At 47.6% G+C, this 17,983-nt stretch carries 21 protein-coding genes and 2 pseudogenes; 11 read left to right on the top strand and 12 right to left on the bottom strand.

From position 1 onward, the window contains the following. The first annotated feature begins 11 nt into the window (after positions 1 to 11). Positions 12 to 548: a hypothetical protein gene (locus tag F384_RS19750; RefSeq protein WP_193388309.1), complete on the top strand. Its 537-nt coding sequence runs from the start codon at positions 12 to 14 to the stop codon at positions 546 to 548. Positions 549 to 557: 9 nt separating this feature from the next. Here the strand turns inward: F384_RS19750 and F384_RS29260 are convergent. Together F384_RS29260 and F384_RS30695 are read right to left on the bottom strand one after the other, a co-directional pair. Next, a pseudogene (locus F384_RS29260) lies at positions 558 to 1,679 on the bottom strand (IS3-like element ISSen4 family transposase). A 213-nt stretch (positions 1,680 to 1,892) separates the two neighbouring features. Beyond that, a pseudogene (locus F384_RS30695) lies at positions 1,893 to 2,270 on the bottom strand (helix-turn-helix domain-containing protein). A gap of 483 nt (positions 2,271 to 2,753) precedes the next feature. Between F384_RS30695 and F384_RS19720 the strand changes: the two are divergent. From F384_RS19720 to F384_RS19710, 4 genes are all read left to right on the top strand, one after another. Next, a complete protein-coding gene (locus F384_RS19720) occupies positions 2,754 to 3,734 on the top strand; it encodes an IS5-like element IS5 family transposase (protein WP_000019402.1) in 981 nt (326 codons plus the stop codon). Positions 3,735 to 4,304: 570 nt separating this feature from the next. Then, entirely contained in the window at positions 4,305 to 4,694 is a 390-nt protein-coding gene (locus F384_RS30480; protein ID WP_226991610.1) for a lysozyme inhibitor LprI family protein, read from the top strand. Between the two features lie 27 nt (positions 4,695 to 4,721). Then, complete coding sequence (locus F384_RS30475; RefSeq protein WP_052746960.1) at positions 4,722 to 5,066, top strand: hypothetical protein; 345 nt, start codon at positions 4,722 to 4,724, stop codon at positions 5,064 to 5,066. Positions 5,067 to 5,129: 63 nt separating this feature from the next. Then, positions 5,130 to 5,489 carry a hypothetical protein gene (locus F384_RS19710; protein WP_046492206.1) on the top strand — a complete coding sequence of 120 codons (360 nt, stop codon included), beginning with the start codon at positions 5,130 to 5,132 and terminating at the stop codon, positions 5,487 to 5,489. Between the two features lie 118 nt (positions 5,490 to 5,607). Here the strand turns inward: F384_RS19710 and F384_RS19705 are convergent, their stop codons facing one another. From F384_RS19705 to F384_RS19680, 6 genes are all read right to left on the bottom strand, one after another. Further along, complete coding sequence (locus F384_RS19705; protein WP_046492204.1) at positions 5,608 to 6,462, bottom strand: DNA adenine methylase; 855 nt, start codon at positions 6,460 to 6,462, stop codon at positions 5,608 to 5,610. Positions 6,463 to 6,532: 70 nt separating this feature from the next. After that, the gene (locus tag F384_RS19700; RefSeq protein WP_046492201.1) at positions 6,533 to 8,002 is read right to left on the bottom strand and encodes a hypothetical protein; all 1,470 of its coding nucleotides are present in this window, start codon (positions 8,000 to 8,002) and stop codon (positions 6,533 to 6,535) included. 223 nt (positions 8,003 to 8,225) lie between these two features. After that, the gene (locus tag F384_RS19695) at positions 8,226 to 8,417 is read right to left on the bottom strand and encodes a hypothetical protein (protein ID WP_046492198.1); all 192 of its coding nucleotides are present in this window, start codon (positions 8,415 to 8,417) and stop codon (positions 8,226 to 8,228) included. Beyond that, the gene (locus tag F384_RS19690) at positions 8,404 to 8,598 is read right to left on the bottom strand and encodes a hypothetical protein (protein WP_046492194.1); all 195 of its coding nucleotides are present in this window, start codon (positions 8,596 to 8,598) and stop codon (positions 8,404 to 8,406) included. The genes F384_RS19695 and F384_RS19690 overlap by 14 nt, the downstream gene beginning before the upstream one ends. A 209-nt stretch (positions 8,599 to 8,807) precedes the next feature. Next, positions 8,808 to 10,070, bottom strand: coding sequence for a tyrosine-type recombinase/integrase (locus F384_RS19685; RefSeq protein ID WP_046492191.1), 1,263 nt, complete (start codon positions 10,068 to 10,070; stop codon positions 8,808 to 8,810). Between the two features lie 191 nt (positions 10,071 to 10,261). Beyond that, a complete protein-coding gene (locus tag F384_RS19680) occupies positions 10,262 to 11,125 on the bottom strand; it encodes a YicC/YloC family endoribonuclease (protein ID WP_046492189.1) in 864 nt (287 codons plus the stop codon). Positions 11,126 to 11,250: 125 nt separating this feature from the next. On the opposite strand from F384_RS19680, the gene rph reads away from it, so the two are divergent. Beyond that, a complete protein-coding gene (gene rph, locus F384_RS19675; protein WP_042998636.1) occupies positions 11,251 to 11,967 on the top strand; it encodes a ribonuclease PH in 717 nt (238 codons plus the stop codon). Positions 11,968 to 12,045: 78 nt separating this feature from the next. Next, positions 12,046 to 12,687 (top strand): orotate phosphoribosyltransferase, encoded by a 642-nt coding sequence (gene pyrE, locus F384_RS19670; RefSeq protein ID WP_046492186.1) that lies wholly within the window; start codon positions 12,046 to 12,048, stop codon positions 12,685 to 12,687. 39 nt (positions 12,688 to 12,726) lie between these two features. On the opposite strand, the gene slmA is transcribed toward pyrE, so the two are convergent. The 3 genes from slmA to coaBC form a co-directional block, all read right to left on the bottom strand. Beyond that, positions 12,727 to 13,323 (bottom strand): nucleoid occlusion factor SlmA, encoded by a 597-nt coding sequence (gene slmA / locus F384_RS19665; RefSeq protein WP_046492184.1) that lies wholly within the window; start codon positions 13,321 to 13,323, stop codon positions 12,727 to 12,729. Positions 13,324 to 13,431: 108 nt separating this feature from the next. Further along, positions 13,432 to 13,890, bottom strand: coding sequence for a dUTP diphosphatase (dut, locus tag F384_RS19660; RefSeq protein WP_042998633.1), 459 nt, complete (start codon positions 13,888 to 13,890; stop codon positions 13,432 to 13,434). Further along, positions 13,868 to 15,088, bottom strand: coding sequence for a bifunctional phosphopantothenoylcysteine decarboxylase/phosphopantothenate--cysteine ligase CoaBC (gene coaBC, locus F384_RS19655; protein ID WP_162200268.1), 1,221 nt, complete (start codon positions 15,086 to 15,088; stop codon positions 13,868 to 13,870). The genes dut and coaBC overlap by 23 nt, the downstream gene beginning before the upstream one ends. A 173-nt stretch (positions 15,089 to 15,261) precedes the next feature. On the opposite strand from coaBC, the gene radC reads away from it, so the two are divergent. The 4 genes from radC (at position 15,262) to mutM (ending at position 17,476) form a co-directional block, all read left to right on the top strand. Continuing rightward, positions 15,262 to 15,927 carry a RadC family protein gene (radC, locus tag F384_RS19650; RefSeq protein ID WP_046492179.1) on the top strand — a complete coding sequence of 222 codons (666 nt, stop codon included), beginning with the start codon at positions 15,262 to 15,264 and terminating at the stop codon, positions 15,925 to 15,927. 216 nt (positions 15,928 to 16,143) lie between these two features. Further along, positions 16,144 to 16,380 carry a 50S ribosomal protein L28 gene (gene rpmB / locus F384_RS19645; RefSeq protein ID WP_002436699.1) on the top strand — a complete coding sequence of 79 codons (237 nt, stop codon included), beginning with the start codon at positions 16,144 to 16,146 and terminating at the stop codon, positions 16,378 to 16,380. 20 nt (positions 16,381 to 16,400) lie between these two features. Further along, the gene (rpmG, locus tag F384_RS19640) at positions 16,401 to 16,568 is read left to right on the top strand and encodes a 50S ribosomal protein L33 (protein ID WP_003024094.1); all 168 of its coding nucleotides are present in this window, start codon (positions 16,401 to 16,403) and stop codon (positions 16,566 to 16,568) included. Positions 16,569 to 16,666: 98 nt separating this feature from the next. Further along, the gene (mutM, locus tag F384_RS19635) at positions 16,667 to 17,476 is read left to right on the top strand and encodes a bifunctional DNA-formamidopyrimidine glycosylase/DNA-(apurinic or apyrimidinic site) lyase (protein ID WP_046492140.1); all 810 of its coding nucleotides are present in this window, start codon (positions 16,667 to 16,669) and stop codon (positions 17,474 to 17,476) included. A gap of 25 nt (positions 17,477 to 17,501) precedes the next feature. Here the strand turns inward: mutM and coaD are convergent, their stop codons facing one another. Then, positions 17,502 to 17,981 (bottom strand): pantetheine-phosphate adenylyltransferase, encoded by a 480-nt coding sequence (coaD, locus tag F384_RS19630; protein WP_046492137.1) that lies wholly within the window; start codon positions 17,979 to 17,981, stop codon positions 17,502 to 17,504. Positions 17,982 to 17,983: the final 2 nt, after the last annotated feature.

Here is a 17,983-nt window from a genome sequence, read left to right as displayed (position 1 = left end):
AGGAGTTAGTGATGGGGTTAAAGCACAGAGAATTGAGCGAGCTTGATGAGCCTTTTGAATTCGAGACGGGTGATGAAGTGGAGGATTTCGATGACGAAGAAAAGGCTAATGGATCTGAATGTATTGATGAATCATTAATAGCTCGACGTAAAGCCAATATTACGTATCAGAACACACGTAAAGAACAATTGAAAAAAGTAGGTGAGCATCAGATTCAAATTCGGCTTGATGATGAAACTTTCCATAAATTGTGTAACTTGTGCAACGTTCTAGGATATAAAACACCGGAAAAAGGAATGCGCAACCTTGTGGAATTGTATTCAACAATTTTCAAATATCTTTTAAGAACAAACGAGGAGGATTTTGAATATATTCCGAAAAACAAACAATCAATTAAGATATTGAATATATATAAATATGTTGATCATCTCAAGCATGAAAAACAATTGCCTAAAGACGTCATTATTTCAGAGCTTGAAAAAAAGAATATCAAAATTCCAGTCCAGAAAATTAATAGTTCAGCCATTATGACCTGCCCCCACGATTAGATACAACACTCAGTTAGTAACGTCGGAATCTTCATTCTCAGAATGACCCTTTCTCCAGCCCGCTGCAAATTCAGACGGTGTCTGATAATTCAGCGTGGAGTGCGGGCGGCATTCGTTATAATCCTGCCGCCAGTCATTAATAATTTTCCTGGCATGAACGATATCGCTGAACCAGTGCTCATTCAAACATTCATCGCGAAATCGTCCGTTAAAGCTCTCAATAAATCCGTTCTGCGTTGGCTTGCCCGGCTGGATTAAGCGCAACTCAACACCATGCTCAAAGGCCCATTGATCCAGTGCACGGCAAGTGAACTCCGGCCCCTGGTCAGTTCTTATCGTCGCCGGATAGCCTCGAAACAGTGCAATGCTGTCCAGAATACGCGTGACCTGAACGCCTGAAATCCCAAAGGCAACAGTGACCGTCAGGCATTCCTTTGTGAAATCATCGACGCAGGTAAGACACTTGATCCTGCGACCGGTGGAAAGTGCGTCCATGACGAAATCCATCGACCAGGTCAGATTGGGCCGCCGCCGGACGGAGCAGCGGCAGACGTTCTGTTGCCAGCCCTTTACGACGTCTTCTGCGTTTTACGCCCAGGCCACTGAGGTGATAAAGCCGGTACACGCGCTTATGATTAACATGAAGCCCTTCACGGCGCAGCAACTGCCAAATACGACGGTAGCCAAAACGCCTGCGCTCCAGTGCCAGCTCAGTGATGCGCCCTGATAAATGCGCATCAGCAGCCGGACGGTGAGCCTCATAGCGGCAGGTCGACAGGGATAAACCTGTAAGCCTGCAGGCACGACGTTGCGACAGACCGGTCGCATCACACATCAACATCACGGCTTCCCGCTTCTGGTCTGTCGTCAGTACTTTCGCCCAAGAGCCACCTGAAGCGCCTCTTTATCCAGCATGGCTTCGGCAAGCAGCTTCTTGAGTCTGGCGTTCTCTTCCTCAAGCGACTTCAGGCGCTTAACTTCAGGCACCTCCATACCGCCATACTTCTTACGCCAGATGTAAAACGTGGCATCGGAAATGGCATGCTTGCGGCAGAGTTCACGGGCGGGTACCCCAGCTTCGGCTTCGCGGAGAATACTGATGATCTGTTCGTCGGAAAAACGCTTCTTCATGGGGATGTCCTCATGTGGCTTATGAAGACATTACTAACATCGGGGTGTACTAATCAACGGGGAGCAGGTCAATTACCTATTTAAAAGGCGGGTTTCTTGAACAGTATTTTTATAAAGATAAAGTTATTAAAGTGCTCAAAATGGTAGATAAAAAGTATTAAAAGGAAGTTAATAATCAATTAATTGGCAGAAATGAGGCTTTACATTTGGGCCTCATTTCGTATATTTGTTTAAGAGCATAATCAGTACACGTCTTTGCTCATGGGTCAATTGAGGCCAAATTTGATCAAAGCGATGTTTCAAATCTGCATCTTTTACGGGCACAAAATCTTGTTTTTTCTTTGACTCGTTATCTAGCGTTGAGAATCAATCAATAAAAAACCAACTGATCGGTGTATTGAGCTTAATTGCTATGTTAACAAGGTGAGCCACGTTAATCTTGTTAGTTCCGCGTTCATAGCGGGAAAGTTGCTGATGAGAGATATCAACGAGTTCAGCTAAGTGCTGTGCGGTCATTCCCAGTTCTTTGCGCCGCATCTGGATGCGTTGGCCTACCTGCTTGTCTGCACTATCTGAGGATAACTGAGCCATATACCACACCTCACTCCCTTAAATGTCTATAAAATGTGTTTTTGTGCATCTATAGCTGTTTTATGGAGATCAGGGATGTGCAGGGGTCTGGTGCATCCACGATTGCTTTGTTTCCTGTAAAGGTTGCTACTGATATTAAGTCGATTATAAAACTGCGATTGGATGTGCGCTTTGGTATGTACGATGAAAAAACAGAAGATACTTATTATTGAATCACGCAGTGATCTTGATATATATGACGAGAGATATGAGGGGAATACGCTAAGGAAGATTCTGGAATTACAGGGGGTAAGCGCAAAAAGTCTTGAGGTTGTTAATAAGGAAATGTTAGTCAAGGCATTAAAGATAGCCCTGCGAGCACATATAAAATATGTGCATATTAGTGCTCATGGGACTGACGAGGGATTTATTCTAAGGAAGGTGCGAACAAGTCCCTGATATGAGATCATGTTTGTCATCTGGAGCCATGGAACAGGGTTCATCATGAGTCATCAACTCACCTTCGCCGACAGTGAATTCAGCAGTAAGCGCCGTCAGACCAGAAAAGAGATTTTCTTGTCCCGCATGGAGCAGATTCTGCCATGGCAAAACATGGTGGAAGTCATCGAGCCGTTTTACCCCAAGGCTGGTAATGGCCGGCGACCTTATCCGCTGGAAACCATGCTACGCATTCACTGCATGCAGCATTGGTACAACCTGAGCGATGGCGCGATGGAAGATGCTCTGTACGAAATCGCCTCCATGCGTCTGTTTGCCCGGTTATCCCTGGATAGCGCCCTGCCGGACCGCACCACCATCATGAATTTCCGCCACCTGCTGGAGCAGCATCAACTGGCCCGCCAATTGTTCAAGACCATCAATCGCTGGCTGGCCGAAGCAGGCGTCATGATGACCCAAGGCACCTTGGTCGATGCCACCATCATTGAGGCACCCAGCTCGACCAAGAACAAAGAGCAGCAACGCGATCCGGAGATGCATCAGACCAAGAAAGGCAATCAGTGGCACTTTGGCATGAAGGCCCACATTGGTGTCGATGCCAAGAGTGGCCTGACCCACAGCCTAGTCACCACCGCGGCCAACGAGCATGACCTCAATCAGCTGGGTAATCTGCTGCATGGAGAGGAGCAATTTGTCTCAGCCGATGCCGGCTACCAAGGGGCGCCACAGCGCGAGGAGCTGGCCGAGGTGGATGTGGACTGGCTGATCGCCGAGCGCCCCGGCAAGGTAAGAACCTTGAAACAGCATCCACGCAAGAACAAAACGGCCATCAACATCGAATACATGAAAGCCAGCATCCGGGCCAAGGTGGAGCACCCATTTCGCATCATCAAGCGACAGTTCGGCTTCGTGAAAGCCAGATACAAGGGGTTGCTGAAAAACGATAACCAACTGGCGATGTTATTCACGCTGGCCAACCTGTTTCGGGCGGACCAAATGATACGTCAGTGGGAGAGATCTCACTAAAAACTGGGGATAACGCCTTAAATGGCGAAGAAACGGTCTAAATAGGCTGATTCAAGGCATTTACGGGAGAAAAAATCGGCTCAAACATGAAGAAATGAAATGACTGAGTCAGCCGAGAAGAATTTCCCCGCTTATTCGCACCTTCCCTAACTGATGATGGATTTATCTCATGGAAAGATTTTGATCGCATTGCATGGCCAATTTTGAGAGGTAAGTGTCTTTGTTTCTCGAGTTGTTCTGTTGGGCGGGGGGCAGGGCAACTATTCAATTTCCATAAATCCTTCTGCAACGCAATTGTTGGTCCAACAAGGGATATTACTTGGGGAGAGGGGCTTGTAGCGTATTCTGCATTTTACCATAGAGCGCAGTTCTGTGGAAAATCATCCTCCCAGGATGTGCGGATAATGAATCATATCGTTGGCGCAGGTACGTTTAGATTCATTGAGTCTCCATATAATTCCTCAACTTACACCATCGACGGGTTAATAAAAGCTATAGCTTAGGCTAATTTCTTAATAAGGAAAAATTATTAATATTATCGTCAATAGAAAAATCATCTTACTCGTTTCATTGCTTGCATGTAGTACAACTTATGCTGCCTCTTTCGAATGTAAAAATGCAGAGTCTGCGGTCGAAACGATGATTTGTTCAGATTTTAAGTTAAATCGACTTGATGATTTTCTTTCTCATAACTACAAGATAGCAATGAACTCTGAAATGCCAGATGGTGTTAAACAGGATATGAAAAAATCACAAATAGAATGGCTTGGTAAGCGGAGTAATTGCAGCGATGCTCAATGTCTTGAAAATATGTATGCTAAACGTATTAATTATCTTTGGGATAAGTGTTTCGAGTATGTTCGCGGGAAAATTAATTATGTTAAGTATTCTGATGCTATGGATGTAATTAATCAAGAGGAAAGGAATCAGTTATCATCGGATGCCATTAACGACTCCTAAAAGGAGAATGAGAGTAACATTCATGAGATGGGGTTTACAGAAAAGCAGTTGAAATCTGATGTGTACATAGATAGCGGAAGTTACGTTACATATTCTACATTAGGAGATTATTTATTGCTGATGCATAAGTTACCAAGTTTTAAATCGATTGATAAGATCGATTATAAAGATTATGTCGGATTTAGAATAAAGGTTTCAGGACAGCCATATTCAGGTTTTGTAATGAGAGAAGAAGGAGGGGAGCTTTATTTGGTTGGTATCGTTTCTGGTAATGAAGTTTTTGAAGCTGTTACGTTACGAGATACACGAGGTCTTTCTAGCATATTCATAAATTATGCAAACGTTGCCATAAACAATAACCCTGTCAAATAGTGGTAGTTTGATTGATGGTTAATTATTCTTTGCTTACTACAAGTCTAATAAAAGGGATTAGTGATGAAAGTTTTTACTTTAGCGTTTGTTCTCACTTTCAGTATTAGTTTTGCACATGCTAATGAATACATTAAACATAATGGCACTTTATCTTTGTCTGTCAAAAATGGTTCTGCTAAGTTCAGTATTAACGCATCGCATGGAGATGCTTCCGGTGTCTGTAATATGGAAGGTATTGCCGAATCTGTTGAGGCGGGAACTGAGCAGCTAAATCGCTGGGTCTATAGCGATTCATCAAGCACATGTGTAGCGGTGATTAGTGAGTTGAAAGATAGGGCTATTAATCTTATGACTCGTAGCTGCGAGAGCTATTGCGGCGTTTCTGCTATTGGTTCTATTGATGGTAAATATAGGAAGAGATAATTAATAGGCAAGTATCAGTATTATAAAAGATACTTGCCTTAATATTTTTATTATTCTATAAACGGCCATCATAAAATCTATTCATTATTATTTTTATACAATTTATGTAAACATAATTTTATTTTTTTAAACCTTTTGACGGTATAATTACTCCTGGACCAAAGATCATTACTTCGGAACCTTTACGCTTCTCTTGCGCTGTATAGTTCAGAAAATATTCTTCCTGTCGATATTCAGAATAAATTTCTTTGATTTCCACCGCGTTATCATAAGATACAATCCACGGGTGTTTTACTTCATCGAGCTTTTTGCAAATGGCAACATGATCTTCATGATTATAAAAGTTTCGATACAAACCTGAACCCTTGTGATAATAGGGCGGGTCTAAATATAAAAGTGTGTTTTTGGGTAAGGTCTTTACAACATTATCCATCAGTGCAATAGCATCATAATTATGAATGTTAATTCTCGATCCAAATGCACCTATCATTTGTATTCTTGATATTAAATCTGGCTTGTTAAATCGAACATCTAATTTCCATTTCCCGCTTTGGTCTTTCCCACCAATAACTCCTGCTTTTAATATTCCAGAACGATTGGTACGGTTCAGGAAAAAAGTTGCTAATGCAACATCGACAAGAGAATTGTTATCAATATTATTGATGATTTTCTTTTGTATTTCCCATTGTTCTATAGTGACAGGTATTTTTGAAATTGCAGAGCAAAGTTCTTCTGTATGATTGACCGCTGCACACCAAAATGAATAAACGGCGGGATCTAGGTCATTAATATGTATTCTCGAAACAAACTCGTTAAATAACAAGTCTAAGGCAACGCCAGCTCCTCCTGCGTAAGGCTCAACATAGTGTCCGTCATTCAGGCCATTAGCCTCAATCAACCTTTTGAGGTAGTACGCAAATTTACCTTTACCGCCAGGATAACGTAATGGTGTTGAATAGCTTGATTTTTTCATATTAGAACAAAGAGTTAGTATGCCAACTTAGGAGCTAGTTTAGCTTAACTGCTCTAAGTTGGCCAGCATGTTATGGCCAGATTGCTCTAAGCATTGGCAGATATTCCTCAGCGACATCTTTTAGCTCAGATGGTAGTGGAGGGCTTGCTGTGCTGTGGACAAACTGGTTTAAGTGGTCTACTGACCCAACGGTTTGTGTACCTGCCGCTCGGCGACTTATCGCTTTTGATTCTGGTTTGGTTATGAGTCCTGCTGATTCGAGATGTTTTGCGACAGAAGTAATTTTTATCGCAAGTTTATCATCTTCAGTAAGCGGTTTATTATTATCATGTCTGTAAACTCCGCTGCCTGTATGTGCCATGCGGCTTCTGTAATCATCGCAACTTACTTCGAGAAACACTCTAAATGTGATCGCAGTAGCGTTGGGAACTCGCTCTACTTCAAGCATAGAGCGTAACTCTCGGTAGATTTCATTGATCCTACTGTTAGTTATGTTGAGAGACCATGGAATAAGGTATTTTCGGCTTTTTGATGAGCCTTTTGCCTTTGTTTTTTGGCCATTACCCCCACCTTTTTTTGGGCTTCCAGAACCGCTATCGGTTGTTTCATCGTCCTCTGATCCAGAATGACTTCCCCCTGAAGAACCTTGCCCGGCACCGCCTTCGCTGCCAGTCGGATTACCATCTGGGGTAGTAGTGGGTTTAATTGATTGTTGATGCAGATGTTCTGGACTTAATTCTGGCGGTATATGACTGAGGAAGGTCTTTCTGTCATCATCACTGCGTACATCATTAACGTTGTATCCTTCATGACGGAACATACGTATAGCGAACTCAATTGATGGTGCAGAAATAACTAATTTATATTTGAACTGTATTTGGCGGTCTTTGATAAATACTGCAAACGCATCCTGAGCCCTTTTGGAAGCAAAAAGACGCGTTAGTGTAGTGACAGGGATTTGATAAATGTCACTGATGGCTATTTCATTAAATATTTCAGGATTATCTCGGACAATCTCTCGTATTTGTCGCCCTATAGATTCAACACCTGTTTGCCTTGCTCGGCGCTCATCACGAATATCGCTATCCCACGGTACACGTCCAGCACCACCATTTTGACCGGTATGCTTCAGCTCTACCCAAACATCACCATCTTCTCGAGTAGCAACCACACTGCATTCGATTTCGCTAGGGAAGCTCCTCGCAATTTCATTATGGGCCGCCAAAAAATCTTTGTAGTATTTTTCTTGTGTGCACAAATCTGGACGTTGTAACAACTTCAACGCAGTTAATCGCCTGTTTCCTTCAAGTACGATGTAGTTTCCCTCATCGTCAGGAGTTACAAGCTGTAATTCTGTGGGATCAAGACCATAAAGAGCAATGTGCTCTGCAAGTTTTAGAATTTTCTTTGCATCTTCTGGGTCTGCCAGCATCAACTCAATAGCTTCGCGTTGATTTTGCGCAATATCACCACCAAATCTGACGTTTTCTTGGTCAAGTTTAATGAGATTAAAATTTATTGATCGGATATCTCTTTTCACGAATAGGCATCCTTACTGTGTGTAGAACGCCTAAACTATCAAAGCAGTGTGCAGATATAAAGCACTGCATCGTTGTGGGCATTAGTAGGCTGGAAAATCTATAGACGTGAAGAGTGCGGCTTTCAGGAAGAGGATGAATATGATTGCAAACGAGCCTAGTAAGCTCACTAAATTTCTAAGGATGATGGCATCGATATTTTCCGCGATGCCATTGATTATCCTGTCACTTTTTGCCTGCAACTCCGGCAGCGCTGTTAATGACCTCCGCTGCTTTTAATGTGCTTTTTTTAATGAATTGTTCTGGTGTTTCATCAACACTATTAGCTGCTTTGTTAATTTTATCTGTCTGATTGACACCAAATCCTACTTTGTACACATGATTTGGTTTTGTTGGTTCATTTTTAGGCGTTGCCATCAGTGCCACCGTTGTTGATTTTTTCAGCTCTTTGGATGGTTGATACTTTGATGAATCGGTTAGTGGTGACGGGTTTTCCCGTAGCAGCAGTCATAAGGTTACGTGCTTCATCAATCAATTTTGATTCTTCAACAGTGAAAGATACACGCTGCTGACGAGACATGCGGTACTGCTCTCCCATGGTGGTCTCCTTTTGGTAATAAAACGGAGGTTATGTTATTGGGATGGGAGAAGCATTTTTCAAGCAATCTTAATCGGAAGATTTTCTGAGGTTAGAAGCCTGTTTGGTCTTCTTACTTATCCCGGACCTACTCCGTTTTGACCACCATAACTGATGTTAGCAACATTTGGCACATGTTCGGCAATCAGTTCAATTATGTGCCATGGCATTTACGCGATGCTCTTTCTCAATGGCGTCACGTTATAGTCCTCGCCTCTTTCTAAAGAAACAAGCAAGTCAGCCCACTGCTCAAGCGCTTGTTTCCTCTCATCGAAGTACTGATAACGGTTATAAATCCCCTCAACGCCTTTGATTCTGTGGTTCAGGCAGCGCTCTGCAACTATCGGATCAACCCCTAACGCCGCAAGATGTGATCGCGCGGTACGTCGAAAATCATGAATAGTAAAATTAGGAATGCCGGGCATATTGGTTTTTATTTTTGCTAACGCTACCGGCAATGTACTTTCCTGAATGTGTGGGATCATCCGGTGCTGCATCTTTCTGGCCGGAAGTACCCACTGGCTATTGCAGGACATCTGATGCAGTTCTTTCAGCCATTCAAGAGCCACTTCCGGGATAGGTATATCGATTGCATCGCCATTCTTAACCCGTTCTGCGGGTAAGCGCCAAACTGCTTCATCAAAATCGAACTCTTCCCAACGGGCACCACACAGCTCCATCTTACGGCAGCAGAACACCAGCAGAAGTTTCATCGTAAGCTCGTTCTGACGTGAGAAACCTTTTGTCATTGGCATTGCCTGTAAAAATCGCACAAGCTCTTCTCGGCTTAGCCAGCGTTCCCTGCTTTTTTCCTGCCCACCCGCATCATCAATTTCAAAAGCACCAGTAGGATTCGTTTCTAGCATATGGCGTCTTATACCGTAATTGAAGATACGGCGAGTCCACCTCAATACATCATTAGCGACTGTAGGTGCGCCACGTTGGACGATTTTTTGCAGCATGTCGTCAATGTGACTGGCTTTAACGTCCTCGATTCTCATATCCCCAATATTAGGGTTTATATCCTTGTCTATACGGCGGCGTAGGATGTCTGGATGCTTCCAGCGATTGAGGATCTGACGTTCAAAGTATTCAGCGGCCAACTCTGAAACACGTAGCGCATGTTTGGCTTCCTCCATCTTCTTCAACGCTTCTGCTTTACGTTCTTGCTTCTCTCCCGATACGTCGTAACCCAACGCAACACGGGCTGATAGCGTTCTGGTCGTTTCACGTGCTTTGGCTAGTGACAGTTCAGGATATGAGCCTATGACCATTGCCCGCTGCTTTCCCGCAAAACGATAGCGAAAGCGCCAAAATGGAGCTGAGTAATTCTTTGGGAAGCATAGATACAGCCCGTCTCCATCAGCTCTTCCCTCAAAATGCTCGCCTGAATTTTTCCATGCTCTGATCTGTAAGTCTGTCAGTTTTGCCATGCTTATCTTGTCTCATTGCTGTGTACATAAACTGCGTGTCATAAATGCCAGTATGTACACGTCTATGTACACACGAAACACGCGCTCTAGTGATACGATATGAGACTATATAAAACAAAAAAGGCCATGATTTACAATGGCCTTTTTATCCAGGTAAGACTTAGTGAGACTACGCGAGATCGCGTGAAACTTTACTCGATGTTCTGAATCTGTTCGCGCATTTGCTCGATCAGGACTTTCAGTTCAATAGCGGAATTGGTCACTTCCGCATTGATGGATTTCGACGCCAGCGTATTCGACTCGCGGTTGAATTCCTGCATCATGAAGTCCAGACGGCGGCCTACCGCCTCTTTTTTCTTCAGGATGTTGTAGGTTTCTTTGACGTGGGCTTCCAGGCGATCCAGCTCTTCTGCCACATCAATGCGCTGCGCCATCAGGACCAGTTCTTGCTCCAGACGGTTATTTTCCAACTGGACCTGCGCGTCCTCGAGCTTAGCGACCAGACGTTCACGCTGCCATTGCAGAATTTCTGGCATATGGGCGCGGACTTTAATAACTTCAGCGCTGACGCCTTCCAGACGTTGTTCGATCAGCGCTTTCAGAGCCTGACCTTCCGTTTCACGGGCAACGATGAAATCATCAAGCGTACCGTCCAGCGCGGTCAGAATCTCAGCCGCAATGGCATCAAGATCCTGTTCCTGTGCTGCCATAACGCCAGGCCAGCGAAGGATATCGACGGGATTGATTTCCCCTTCATCGCTCTGCATTTTGACCCAGTTGGCCGCGTTCACGAGTTGTTTTGCGAGCTTTTCATTCAGGATGAGCTCGCCCTGCGCGCTCGCATCGGGCTCAAAGCGCAGCATGCACTCGACTTTACCGCGTGTCAGGCGCGTACGGATGCGTTCACGAACAACAGGCTCAAGGCTACGGAACTGTTCCGGCAGACGAAAGTAAGTTTCCAGATAACGCTGGTTTACCGAGCGCATTTCCCAGGTGGCGCTACCCCATTCACCCTTGATTTCACGCCGGGCGTAGGCGGTCATGCTGCGGATCATAGACGTTCCTGTTTTCAAAGGAGAGATGAGGGGATTATAGCCATCCCGGCCTTGTCAGGATAGGAATAACCGCCGGAAGTCCGTATAATGCGCAGCCACATTCGTTTCAAGCCGGAGATCTCAATATGCGTCCAGCAGGCCGTAGCGCTAATCAGGTGCGTCCCGTAACCCTGACCCGTAACTATACAAAACATGCTGAAGGCTCGGTGCTGGTCGAATTTGGAGATACCAAAGTGCTGTGCACGGCCTCGATTGAAGAAGGCGTACCGCGTTTTCTGAAAGGTCAGGGCCAGGGCTGGATCACCGCTGAATATGGCATGTTGCCACGTGCAACGCATACCCGTAATGCGCGCGAAGCCGCAAAGGGCAAGCAGGGTGGTCGTACGATGGAAATTCAGCGTCTGATCGCCCGTGCGTTGCGCGCCGCAGTCGATCTCAAAACGTTGGGTGAATTCACTATCACCCTGGATTGCGATGTGATCCAGGCCGATGGCGGCACGCGTACCGCCTCCATTACCGGTGCCTGTGTGGCGCTGGCGGATGCGCTGAACAAGCTGGTGGCCAGCGGTAAGCTGAAAACCAATCCGATGAAAGGGATGGTTGCTGCGGTATCCGTGGGGATCGTCAACGGCGAAGCGCTCTGCGATCTGGAGTACGTTGAAGACTCGGCGGCGGAAACCGACATGAACGTGGTGATGACCGAAGACGGTCGAATCATTGAAGTGCAGGGGACGGCAGAAGGCGAACCGTTCAGCCATGAAGAACTTCTCACCTTGCTGGCATTGGCCCGAGGGGGAATCGAATCCATTGTCGCGACGCAGAAGGCGGCGTTAGAGAATTGATTTTAAGGCGACCAGTGAGTCGCCTTTTTTTTGTCCGTAGATTATGTCAATGATGAAAGTGAAATGAGGAGCGAATCCATGAAACCCTATCAACGCCAGTTTATTGAGTTTGCGCTTAACAAACAGGTACTCAAGTTTGGCGAGTTCACGCTGAAATCTGGGCGCAAGAGCCCCTATTTCTTCAACGCCGGGCTGTTTAATACCGGGCGCGATCTGGCACTGTTAGGCCGTTTTTACGCCGAGGCGTTGGTGGATTCTGGTATTGAGTTTGATCTGCTTTTTGGCCCGGCTTACAAAGGCATTCCCATTGCGACCACCACGGCGGTCGCGCTGGCGGAGCATCACGACAAGGACCTGCCGTACTGCTTTAACCGCAAAGAAGCCAAAGATCATGGCGAAGGCGGTAACCTGGTTGGCAGCGCATTGCAGGGGCGCGTGATGCTGGTGGATGATGTGATCACCGCCGGTACGGCTATCCGCGAGTCGATGGAAATCATCCAGGCCAATGGCGCGACGCTGGCTGGTGTGCTGATCTCTTTAGATCGTCAGGAACGGGGCCGTGGCGAGATTTCCGCCATTCAGGAAGTCGAGCGCGATTATGGCTGTAAGGTGATTTCCATCATTACCCTGAAAGAGCTGATTGCTTATCTGGAAGAGAAGCCGGAAATGGCTGAACATCTGGCGTCGGTGCGGGCGTATCGGGAAGAATTTGGCGTTTAAGCAGGATGGCCGGATAACGCGCGCGCTATCCGGCAAACATTACTGCAGTTGTGAGGCGAGCAGTGGCCAGCGGGCGTCGAAATCATCCGTTGGACGGTATTTGAATTCACTACGCACGAAGCGCGACAGCATACCTTCGCAGAAGGCGAGCAACTGGCTTGCCAGCAACGTTTCATCCGTCACGTATCCTTCACCTTCGCGCATCCGCTTTTCCCGCAGCACCTGGCGCAGTTGCGCTTCAATGCGTTCAAACAGTTGATTGATGCGCCCTTGCAAACGATCCTGTTCAAACATTAGCGCATGTCCGGTCAGGATACGCGTCAGGCCGGGATTGCGCTCACCAAAACCCAGAATCAACAACACAATCAGACGCAGACGCGCGTGGGTGTCTTTTTCATCTTTCAGAATCAAATTGATACGGGTAATCAGGCTGTCTTCGATAAACTCAATCAGGCTATCGAACATGCGGGTCTTGCTGGGAAAGTGACGATACAACGCCGCTTCGGAAACGCCGACAGAAGCCGCCAGTTTTGCCGTTGTGATGCGCTGGCTTCCATCGCTGGATTCCAGCATCAGCGCCAGAGACTGAAGTATTTCTTCGCGACGATTCCTTTTCGCAGTTTGTTTTTCTGCCATGTTACAAAATACCCCTGAAAATAAGCACTTGCAGGCGAGCATCCACACTATGACCGCAAACACAGGGCTTGCGGTGATGTTATGACGTTATCGGGATGCGTAACTTTCTTACTTACGACCGGAATGGCCGAAACCGCCTTCACCACGGTGGGTGGCATCAAACTCTTCCACCAGGTTAAATTCGGCCTGTACGACCGGCACAAAGACCATCTGGGCGATACGTTCACCCGGTTCAATGGTGAAACTGTCCTGACCTCGGTTCCAGACGGACACCATCAGTTGCCCCTGATAGTCGGAGTCAATCAACCCCACCAGGTTGCCCAGCACGATACCATGCTTATGGCCCAGGCCCGAGCGCGGCAGGATGACGGCAGCCAGAGAGGGATCGGCAATATGAATAGCCAGCCCGGTTGGCAGCAGCGTGGTTGCGCCCGGCGCCAGTTCTACGGCGTCATCGAGACATGCCCGCAGGTCAAGTCCGGCGGAACCGGAGGTGGCATACGTCGGCAGCGGGAATTGCTTGCCAACACGCGGATCCAGAATCTTAACGTCGATTTTTTTCATCATAACGGGTCACGATCTCGTCGAGTAATAATTGGCCAAGGAGTGCTTTGCGCGCAAGCGGTAAGACTTTATCTCCATCCTGCCAGAAAAGGTGTAGAGCGTTGCTATCGCTATTAAATCCCTGATCTGAAATAGAAACATCGTTTGCACAGATCAAATCAAGGTTTTTGCGGTTACGTTTTTGCCGGGCGTATTCTTCCACATTATTCGTTTCCGCGGCAAACCCAACGACATAGGGACGATGGTCTTTACGTGCAGCAACCCCGGCGATGATGTCCGGGTTTTTGACCATTTTTACTGTTAATTCATCACCCTGCGTTGCTTGTTTCTTGATTTTTTCCGGTGCGACAACGGCGGCGCGATAGTCTGCTACGGCAGCGCAGCCGATAAAAATATGTTGCTGTTGTACAGCGGATTGCACCGCCGCTTCCATCTCCAGCGCGGTCATCACATCGACACGCTGTACAAAAGGCGGCGTGGGTAACGATACGGGGCCGGTGACCAGCGTAACGTTCGCCCCACGACGGGCGGCCGCTGCGGCGATAGCAAACCCCATTTTACCGGAGCTGTGGTTGGAAATGTAACGCACCGGATCGAGCGGCTCACGCGTCGGGCCCGCGGTAATCATGATATTGAGATGTTGTAGATCGTTGACAGGGGAGAAATGCGCCGCGGCCATATCGACAATCGTTAAGGGATCCAGCATGCGGCCAGGACCCACGTCGCCGCATGCCTGGCTGCCGCTGTCCGGTCCCCAGATGAGCAGCCCACGGGAAGCCAGAACGTCCAGATTATGCTGAGTTGCCGCAGCCCGGTACATCTGCTGGTTCATCGCCGGTAAAACGGCAATGGGCGCAGGTGTTGCCAGACAAATCGTGGACACCAGATCGTTTGCCATACCGGCTGCGACACGCGCGATAAGATCGGCGGTGGCAGGGGCGAGAATCACCAGGTCGGCCCATTTTCCCAACTCGATATGACCCATTGCGGCTTCTGCCGCGGGATCCAGCAGACTGTCGGAAACGGGATACCCGGAAACCGCCTGTAAGCTGAGTGGGGTAATAAAGGCTTTAGCCGCCTCGGTCATTGCCACACGAACATCGGCACCGCGTTCGCGCAGGCGACGCACCAGTTCAGGGGTTTTGTAGGCAGCAATGCCGCCGCTGACGCCGAGAACGATTTTTTTACCGGCCAGGCTCATCATGATCTTTCCTGTTGGATTACACCAGAAGGCGGATATTTTATCACAATCCGTAAACTGTCGTGCGTTCACCCATGAATCACTTTGCGAGGCGCTACGCAGGAGTGGAATTTGTACGTCGATTCCCCCTCAGGGCTATGTCACCATTCATACTGGCATAAGGAGGTGTGGGGATGGTAACTGCTGAGTATGTACTGCCGAGGGAAAAACTGTTAGCGCTTGGGGTGGATACGCTGACGGATGACGAACTGTTGGCGCTTTTCTTGCGGACAGGAACGCCCGGGAAAGATGTCTTTACGCTGGCAAAAGAGCTCCTGGAACATTTTGGCTCTCTCTATAGCTTGTTGACGGCGGACTACTCTCAGTTCAGCGCGGTGACAGGGATTGGCGTGGCAAAATATGCGCAGCTTAAAGGCATTGCGGAGCTGGCCCGTCGTTTTTATGAAGTACAAATAAAAGGCTCAAACCCGTTACTCAGCCCGTTGTTAACTCGGGATTTTTTGCAGAGTCAATTTGCGGGGGAAGAGAGAGAAGTTTTTATGGTGGTTTTTCTCGATTCCCAACACAAGGTCATTAAACATAGCCGTCTTTTTTCTGGCACGCTCACCCATGTTGAGATCCATCCGCGTGAAATTATTCGTGAAGCGATAAAAATCAATGCATCTGCGGTGATCCTTGCACATAATCATCCGTCGGGGTGTGCAGAGCCGAGTAAAGCGGATAAACTTATCACCGAGCGTGTCGTAAAATGCTGTCAGTTCATGGATATCCGTGTGCTTGATCACCTTGTCATTGGACGCGGAGAGTACGTTTCGTTTGCGGAACGTGGTTGGATTTGACGCACTTTGCGCGATCCATCGGGATCTTTGTCTGTTCGGGACTTGAGCACATCGCTGACTCAGCGTATACTACGCCACCTTTGAGAATCTCGGGTTTGGCATTTGGGCCTGGCAATCGAGTGTTCGCTTAGAACCGCGATGACCGGGCTGTAAAGCCTGACGAGGCGCCGATACCCCATACGAAGCTCGAGCTAATTTGATTTTTGGAGAATAGACATGTCCCGAGTCTGCCAAGTTACTGGCAAGCGTCCGGTGACCGGTAACAACCGTTCCCACGCACTGAACGCGACTAAACGCCGTTTTCTGCCTAACCTGCACTCTCACCGTTTCTGGGTTGAGAGCGAAAAGCGTTTTGTCACCCTGCGTGTATCTGCTAAAGGTATGCGTGTAATTGATAAGAAAGGCATCGATACAGTTCTGTCTGAACTGCGTGCCCGTGGCGAAAAGTACTAAGTACTAAGAGGAAATAAATCATGGCTAAAGGTATTCGTGAGAAGATCAAGCTGGTTTCTTCTGCTGGTACTGGTCACTTCTATACCACCACGAAGAACAAACGTACTAAGCCGGAAAAACTGGAACTGAAAAAATTCGATCCAGTTGTCCGTCAGCACGTTCTCTACAAAGAAGCGAAAATTAAGTAATTTTCACTTTGCTGTAATGAAAAACCTCGCTTCGGCGGGGTTTTTTGTTTTCTGGCCATCCCCATATTAGTGAGACCTGATACACAGCCGGAGACGTTATGCCTGAATTACCTGAAGTCGAAACCAGCCGCCGCGGTATTGAGCCGCATCTGGTCGGGGCAACCATTCTGCATGCCAATGTGCGTAATGGACGTCTGCGTTGGCCGGTATCAGAAGAGATCTATCGTCTGAGTGACAAACCGGTGCTCAGCGTTCAGCGTCGCGCGAAATACCTCCTGCTGGAACTACCCGATGGCTGGATAATCATCCATCTGGGGATGTCGGGCAGTTTGCGTATCCTTCCTGAAGAACTTCCGGCAGAAAAACACGACCACGTCGATTTAGTGATGAGTAATGGTAAAGTCCTGCGCTACACCGATCCTCGTCGCTTTGGCGCCTGGCTGTGGACGACAGCGCTGGAAGGGCACAACGTGCTGGCGCATCTCGGCCCTGAACCATTGAGCGACGATTTCAACGGTGAATACCTGCAACAGAAGTGCGCGAAGAAGAAAACGGCGATTAAACCCTGGCTGATGGATAACAAACTGGTGGTGGGGGTCGGGAATATCTACGCCAGCGAATCCCTGTTTGCTGCCGGCATTCACCCTGATCGTCTGGCGTCGTCGCTGTCGCAGGCTGAATATGAACTTCTGGTGCGCGTGATTAAGGCCGTTTTACTACGTTCAATAGAGCAGGGCGGGACGACGCTGAAAGATTTTCTGCAAAGCGACGGTAAGCCGGGCTACTTTGCCCAGGAGTTACAGGTCTACGGCCGCAAAGGCGAGCCGTGCAGAGTGTGTGGAACGCCGATCGTGGCATCAAAACACGCGCAGCGTGCGACGTATTATTGCCGCCAGTGCCAGAAGTAGGGTGAAGCGTCCCGGCTCAGGGACGCTATTTGAGTTTGGCCAGCAGCGCCTGATGAATATTCTCTGGCAGGAAGTGGGTGACATCACCCTGATGGCGGGCCACTTCTTTCACCAGTGACGACGAGATGAAGGACCACTCTTTCGAAGGCATCAGAAAGACGCTTTCCAGTTCTGGCATCAAATGACGATTCATATGGGCCAACTGCATTTCGTATTCAAAATCCGCGACGGCGCGCAATCCACGAATCAGGATATTGGCCTGCTGCTCACGCGCAAAATTTGCCATCAGATCGCTAAAGCCCAGTACTTCAACGCCAGGCAGATGGGCTGTGGCCTGCTGAGCCAGCGCAACGCGCTCCTCAAGGGTGAACATTGGTTTTTTACCAGGACTCGCCGCAATCGCCAGAATGACATGGTCAAACATCTGCGTAGCACGCGTGATGATATCGATATGGCCGTTCGTCAACGGATCAAAAGTGCCTGGATAAATCGCCCGTTTTTGCATAA

The organism is Citrobacter amalonaticus Y19 (assembly GCF_000981805.1).
Taxonomy (GTDB): domain Bacteria; phylum Pseudomonadota; class Gammaproteobacteria; order Enterobacterales; family Enterobacteriaceae; genus Citrobacter_A; species Citrobacter_A amalonaticus_C.
Note: the sequence above shows the minus strand (reverse complement) of the source record. Positions and strands in the feature narration are given on the sequence as shown.

Coding starts and splice junctions, on each gene's coding strand:
- F384_RS30475 (WP_052746960.1), top strand. CDS start 4,722: ATGGGGTTTACAGAAAAGCAGTTGAAATCTGATGTGTACATAGATAGC.
- F384_RS19710 (WP_046492206.1), top strand. CDS start 5,130: ATGAAAGTTTTTACTTTAGCGTTTGTTCTCACTTTCAGTATTAGTTTT.
- rpmG (WP_003024094.1), top strand. CDS start 16,401: ATGGCTAAAGGTATTCGTGAGAAGATCAAGCTGGTTTCTTCTGCTGGT.
- F384_RS19750 (WP_193388309.1), top strand. CDS start 12: ATGGGGTTAAAGCACAGAGAATTGAGCGAGCTTGATGAGCCTTTTGAA.
- F384_RS19720 (WP_000019402.1), top strand. CDS start 2,754: ATGAGTCATCAACTCACCTTCGCCGACAGTGAATTCAGCAGTAAGCGC.
- F384_RS19705 (WP_046492204.1), bottom strand. CDS start 6,462: ATGAAAAAATCAAGCTATTCAACACCATTACGTTATCCTGGCGGTAAA.
- F384_RS19685 (WP_046492191.1), bottom strand. CDS start 10,070: ATGGCAAAACTGACAGACTTACAGATCAGAGCATGGAAAAATTCAGGC.
- dut (WP_042998633.1), bottom strand. CDS start 13,890: ATGATGAAAAAAATCGACGTTAAGATTCTGGATCCGCGTGTTGGCAAG.
- rph (WP_042998636.1), top strand. CDS start 11,251: ATGCGTCCAGCAGGCCGTAGCGCTAATCAGGTGCGTCCCGTAACCCTG.
- pyrE (WP_046492186.1), top strand. CDS start 12,046: ATGAAACCCTATCAACGCCAGTTTATTGAGTTTGCGCTTAACAAACAG.
- F384_RS19690 (WP_046492194.1), bottom strand. CDS start 8,598: ATGGGAGAGCAGTACCGCATGTCTCGTCAGCAGCGTGTATCTTTCACT.
- coaD (WP_046492137.1), bottom strand. CDS start 17,981: ATGCAAAAACGGGCGATTTATCCAGGCACTTTTGATCCGTTGACGAAC.
- slmA (WP_046492184.1), bottom strand. CDS start 13,323: ATGGCAGAAAAACAAACTGCGAAAAGGAATCGTCGCGAAGAAATACTT.
- coaBC (WP_162200268.1), bottom strand. CDS start 15,088: ATGAGCCTGGCCGGTAAAAAAATCGTTCTCGGCGTCAGCGGCGGCATT.
- radC (WP_046492179.1), top strand. CDS start 15,262: ATGGTAACTGCTGAGTATGTACTGCCGAGGGAAAAACTGTTAGCGCTT.
- F384_RS19680 (WP_046492189.1), bottom strand. CDS start 11,125: ATGATCCGCAGCATGACCGCCTACGCCCGGCGTGAAATCAAGGGTGAA.
- mutM (WP_046492140.1), top strand. CDS start 16,667: ATGCCTGAATTACCTGAAGTCGAAACCAGCCGCCGCGGTATTGAGCCG.
- F384_RS19695 (WP_046492198.1), bottom strand. CDS start 8,417: ATGGCAACGCCTAAAAATGAACCAACAAAACCAAATCATGTGTACAAA.
- rpmB (WP_002436699.1), top strand. CDS start 16,144: ATGTCCCGAGTCTGCCAAGTTACTGGCAAGCGTCCGGTGACCGGTAAC.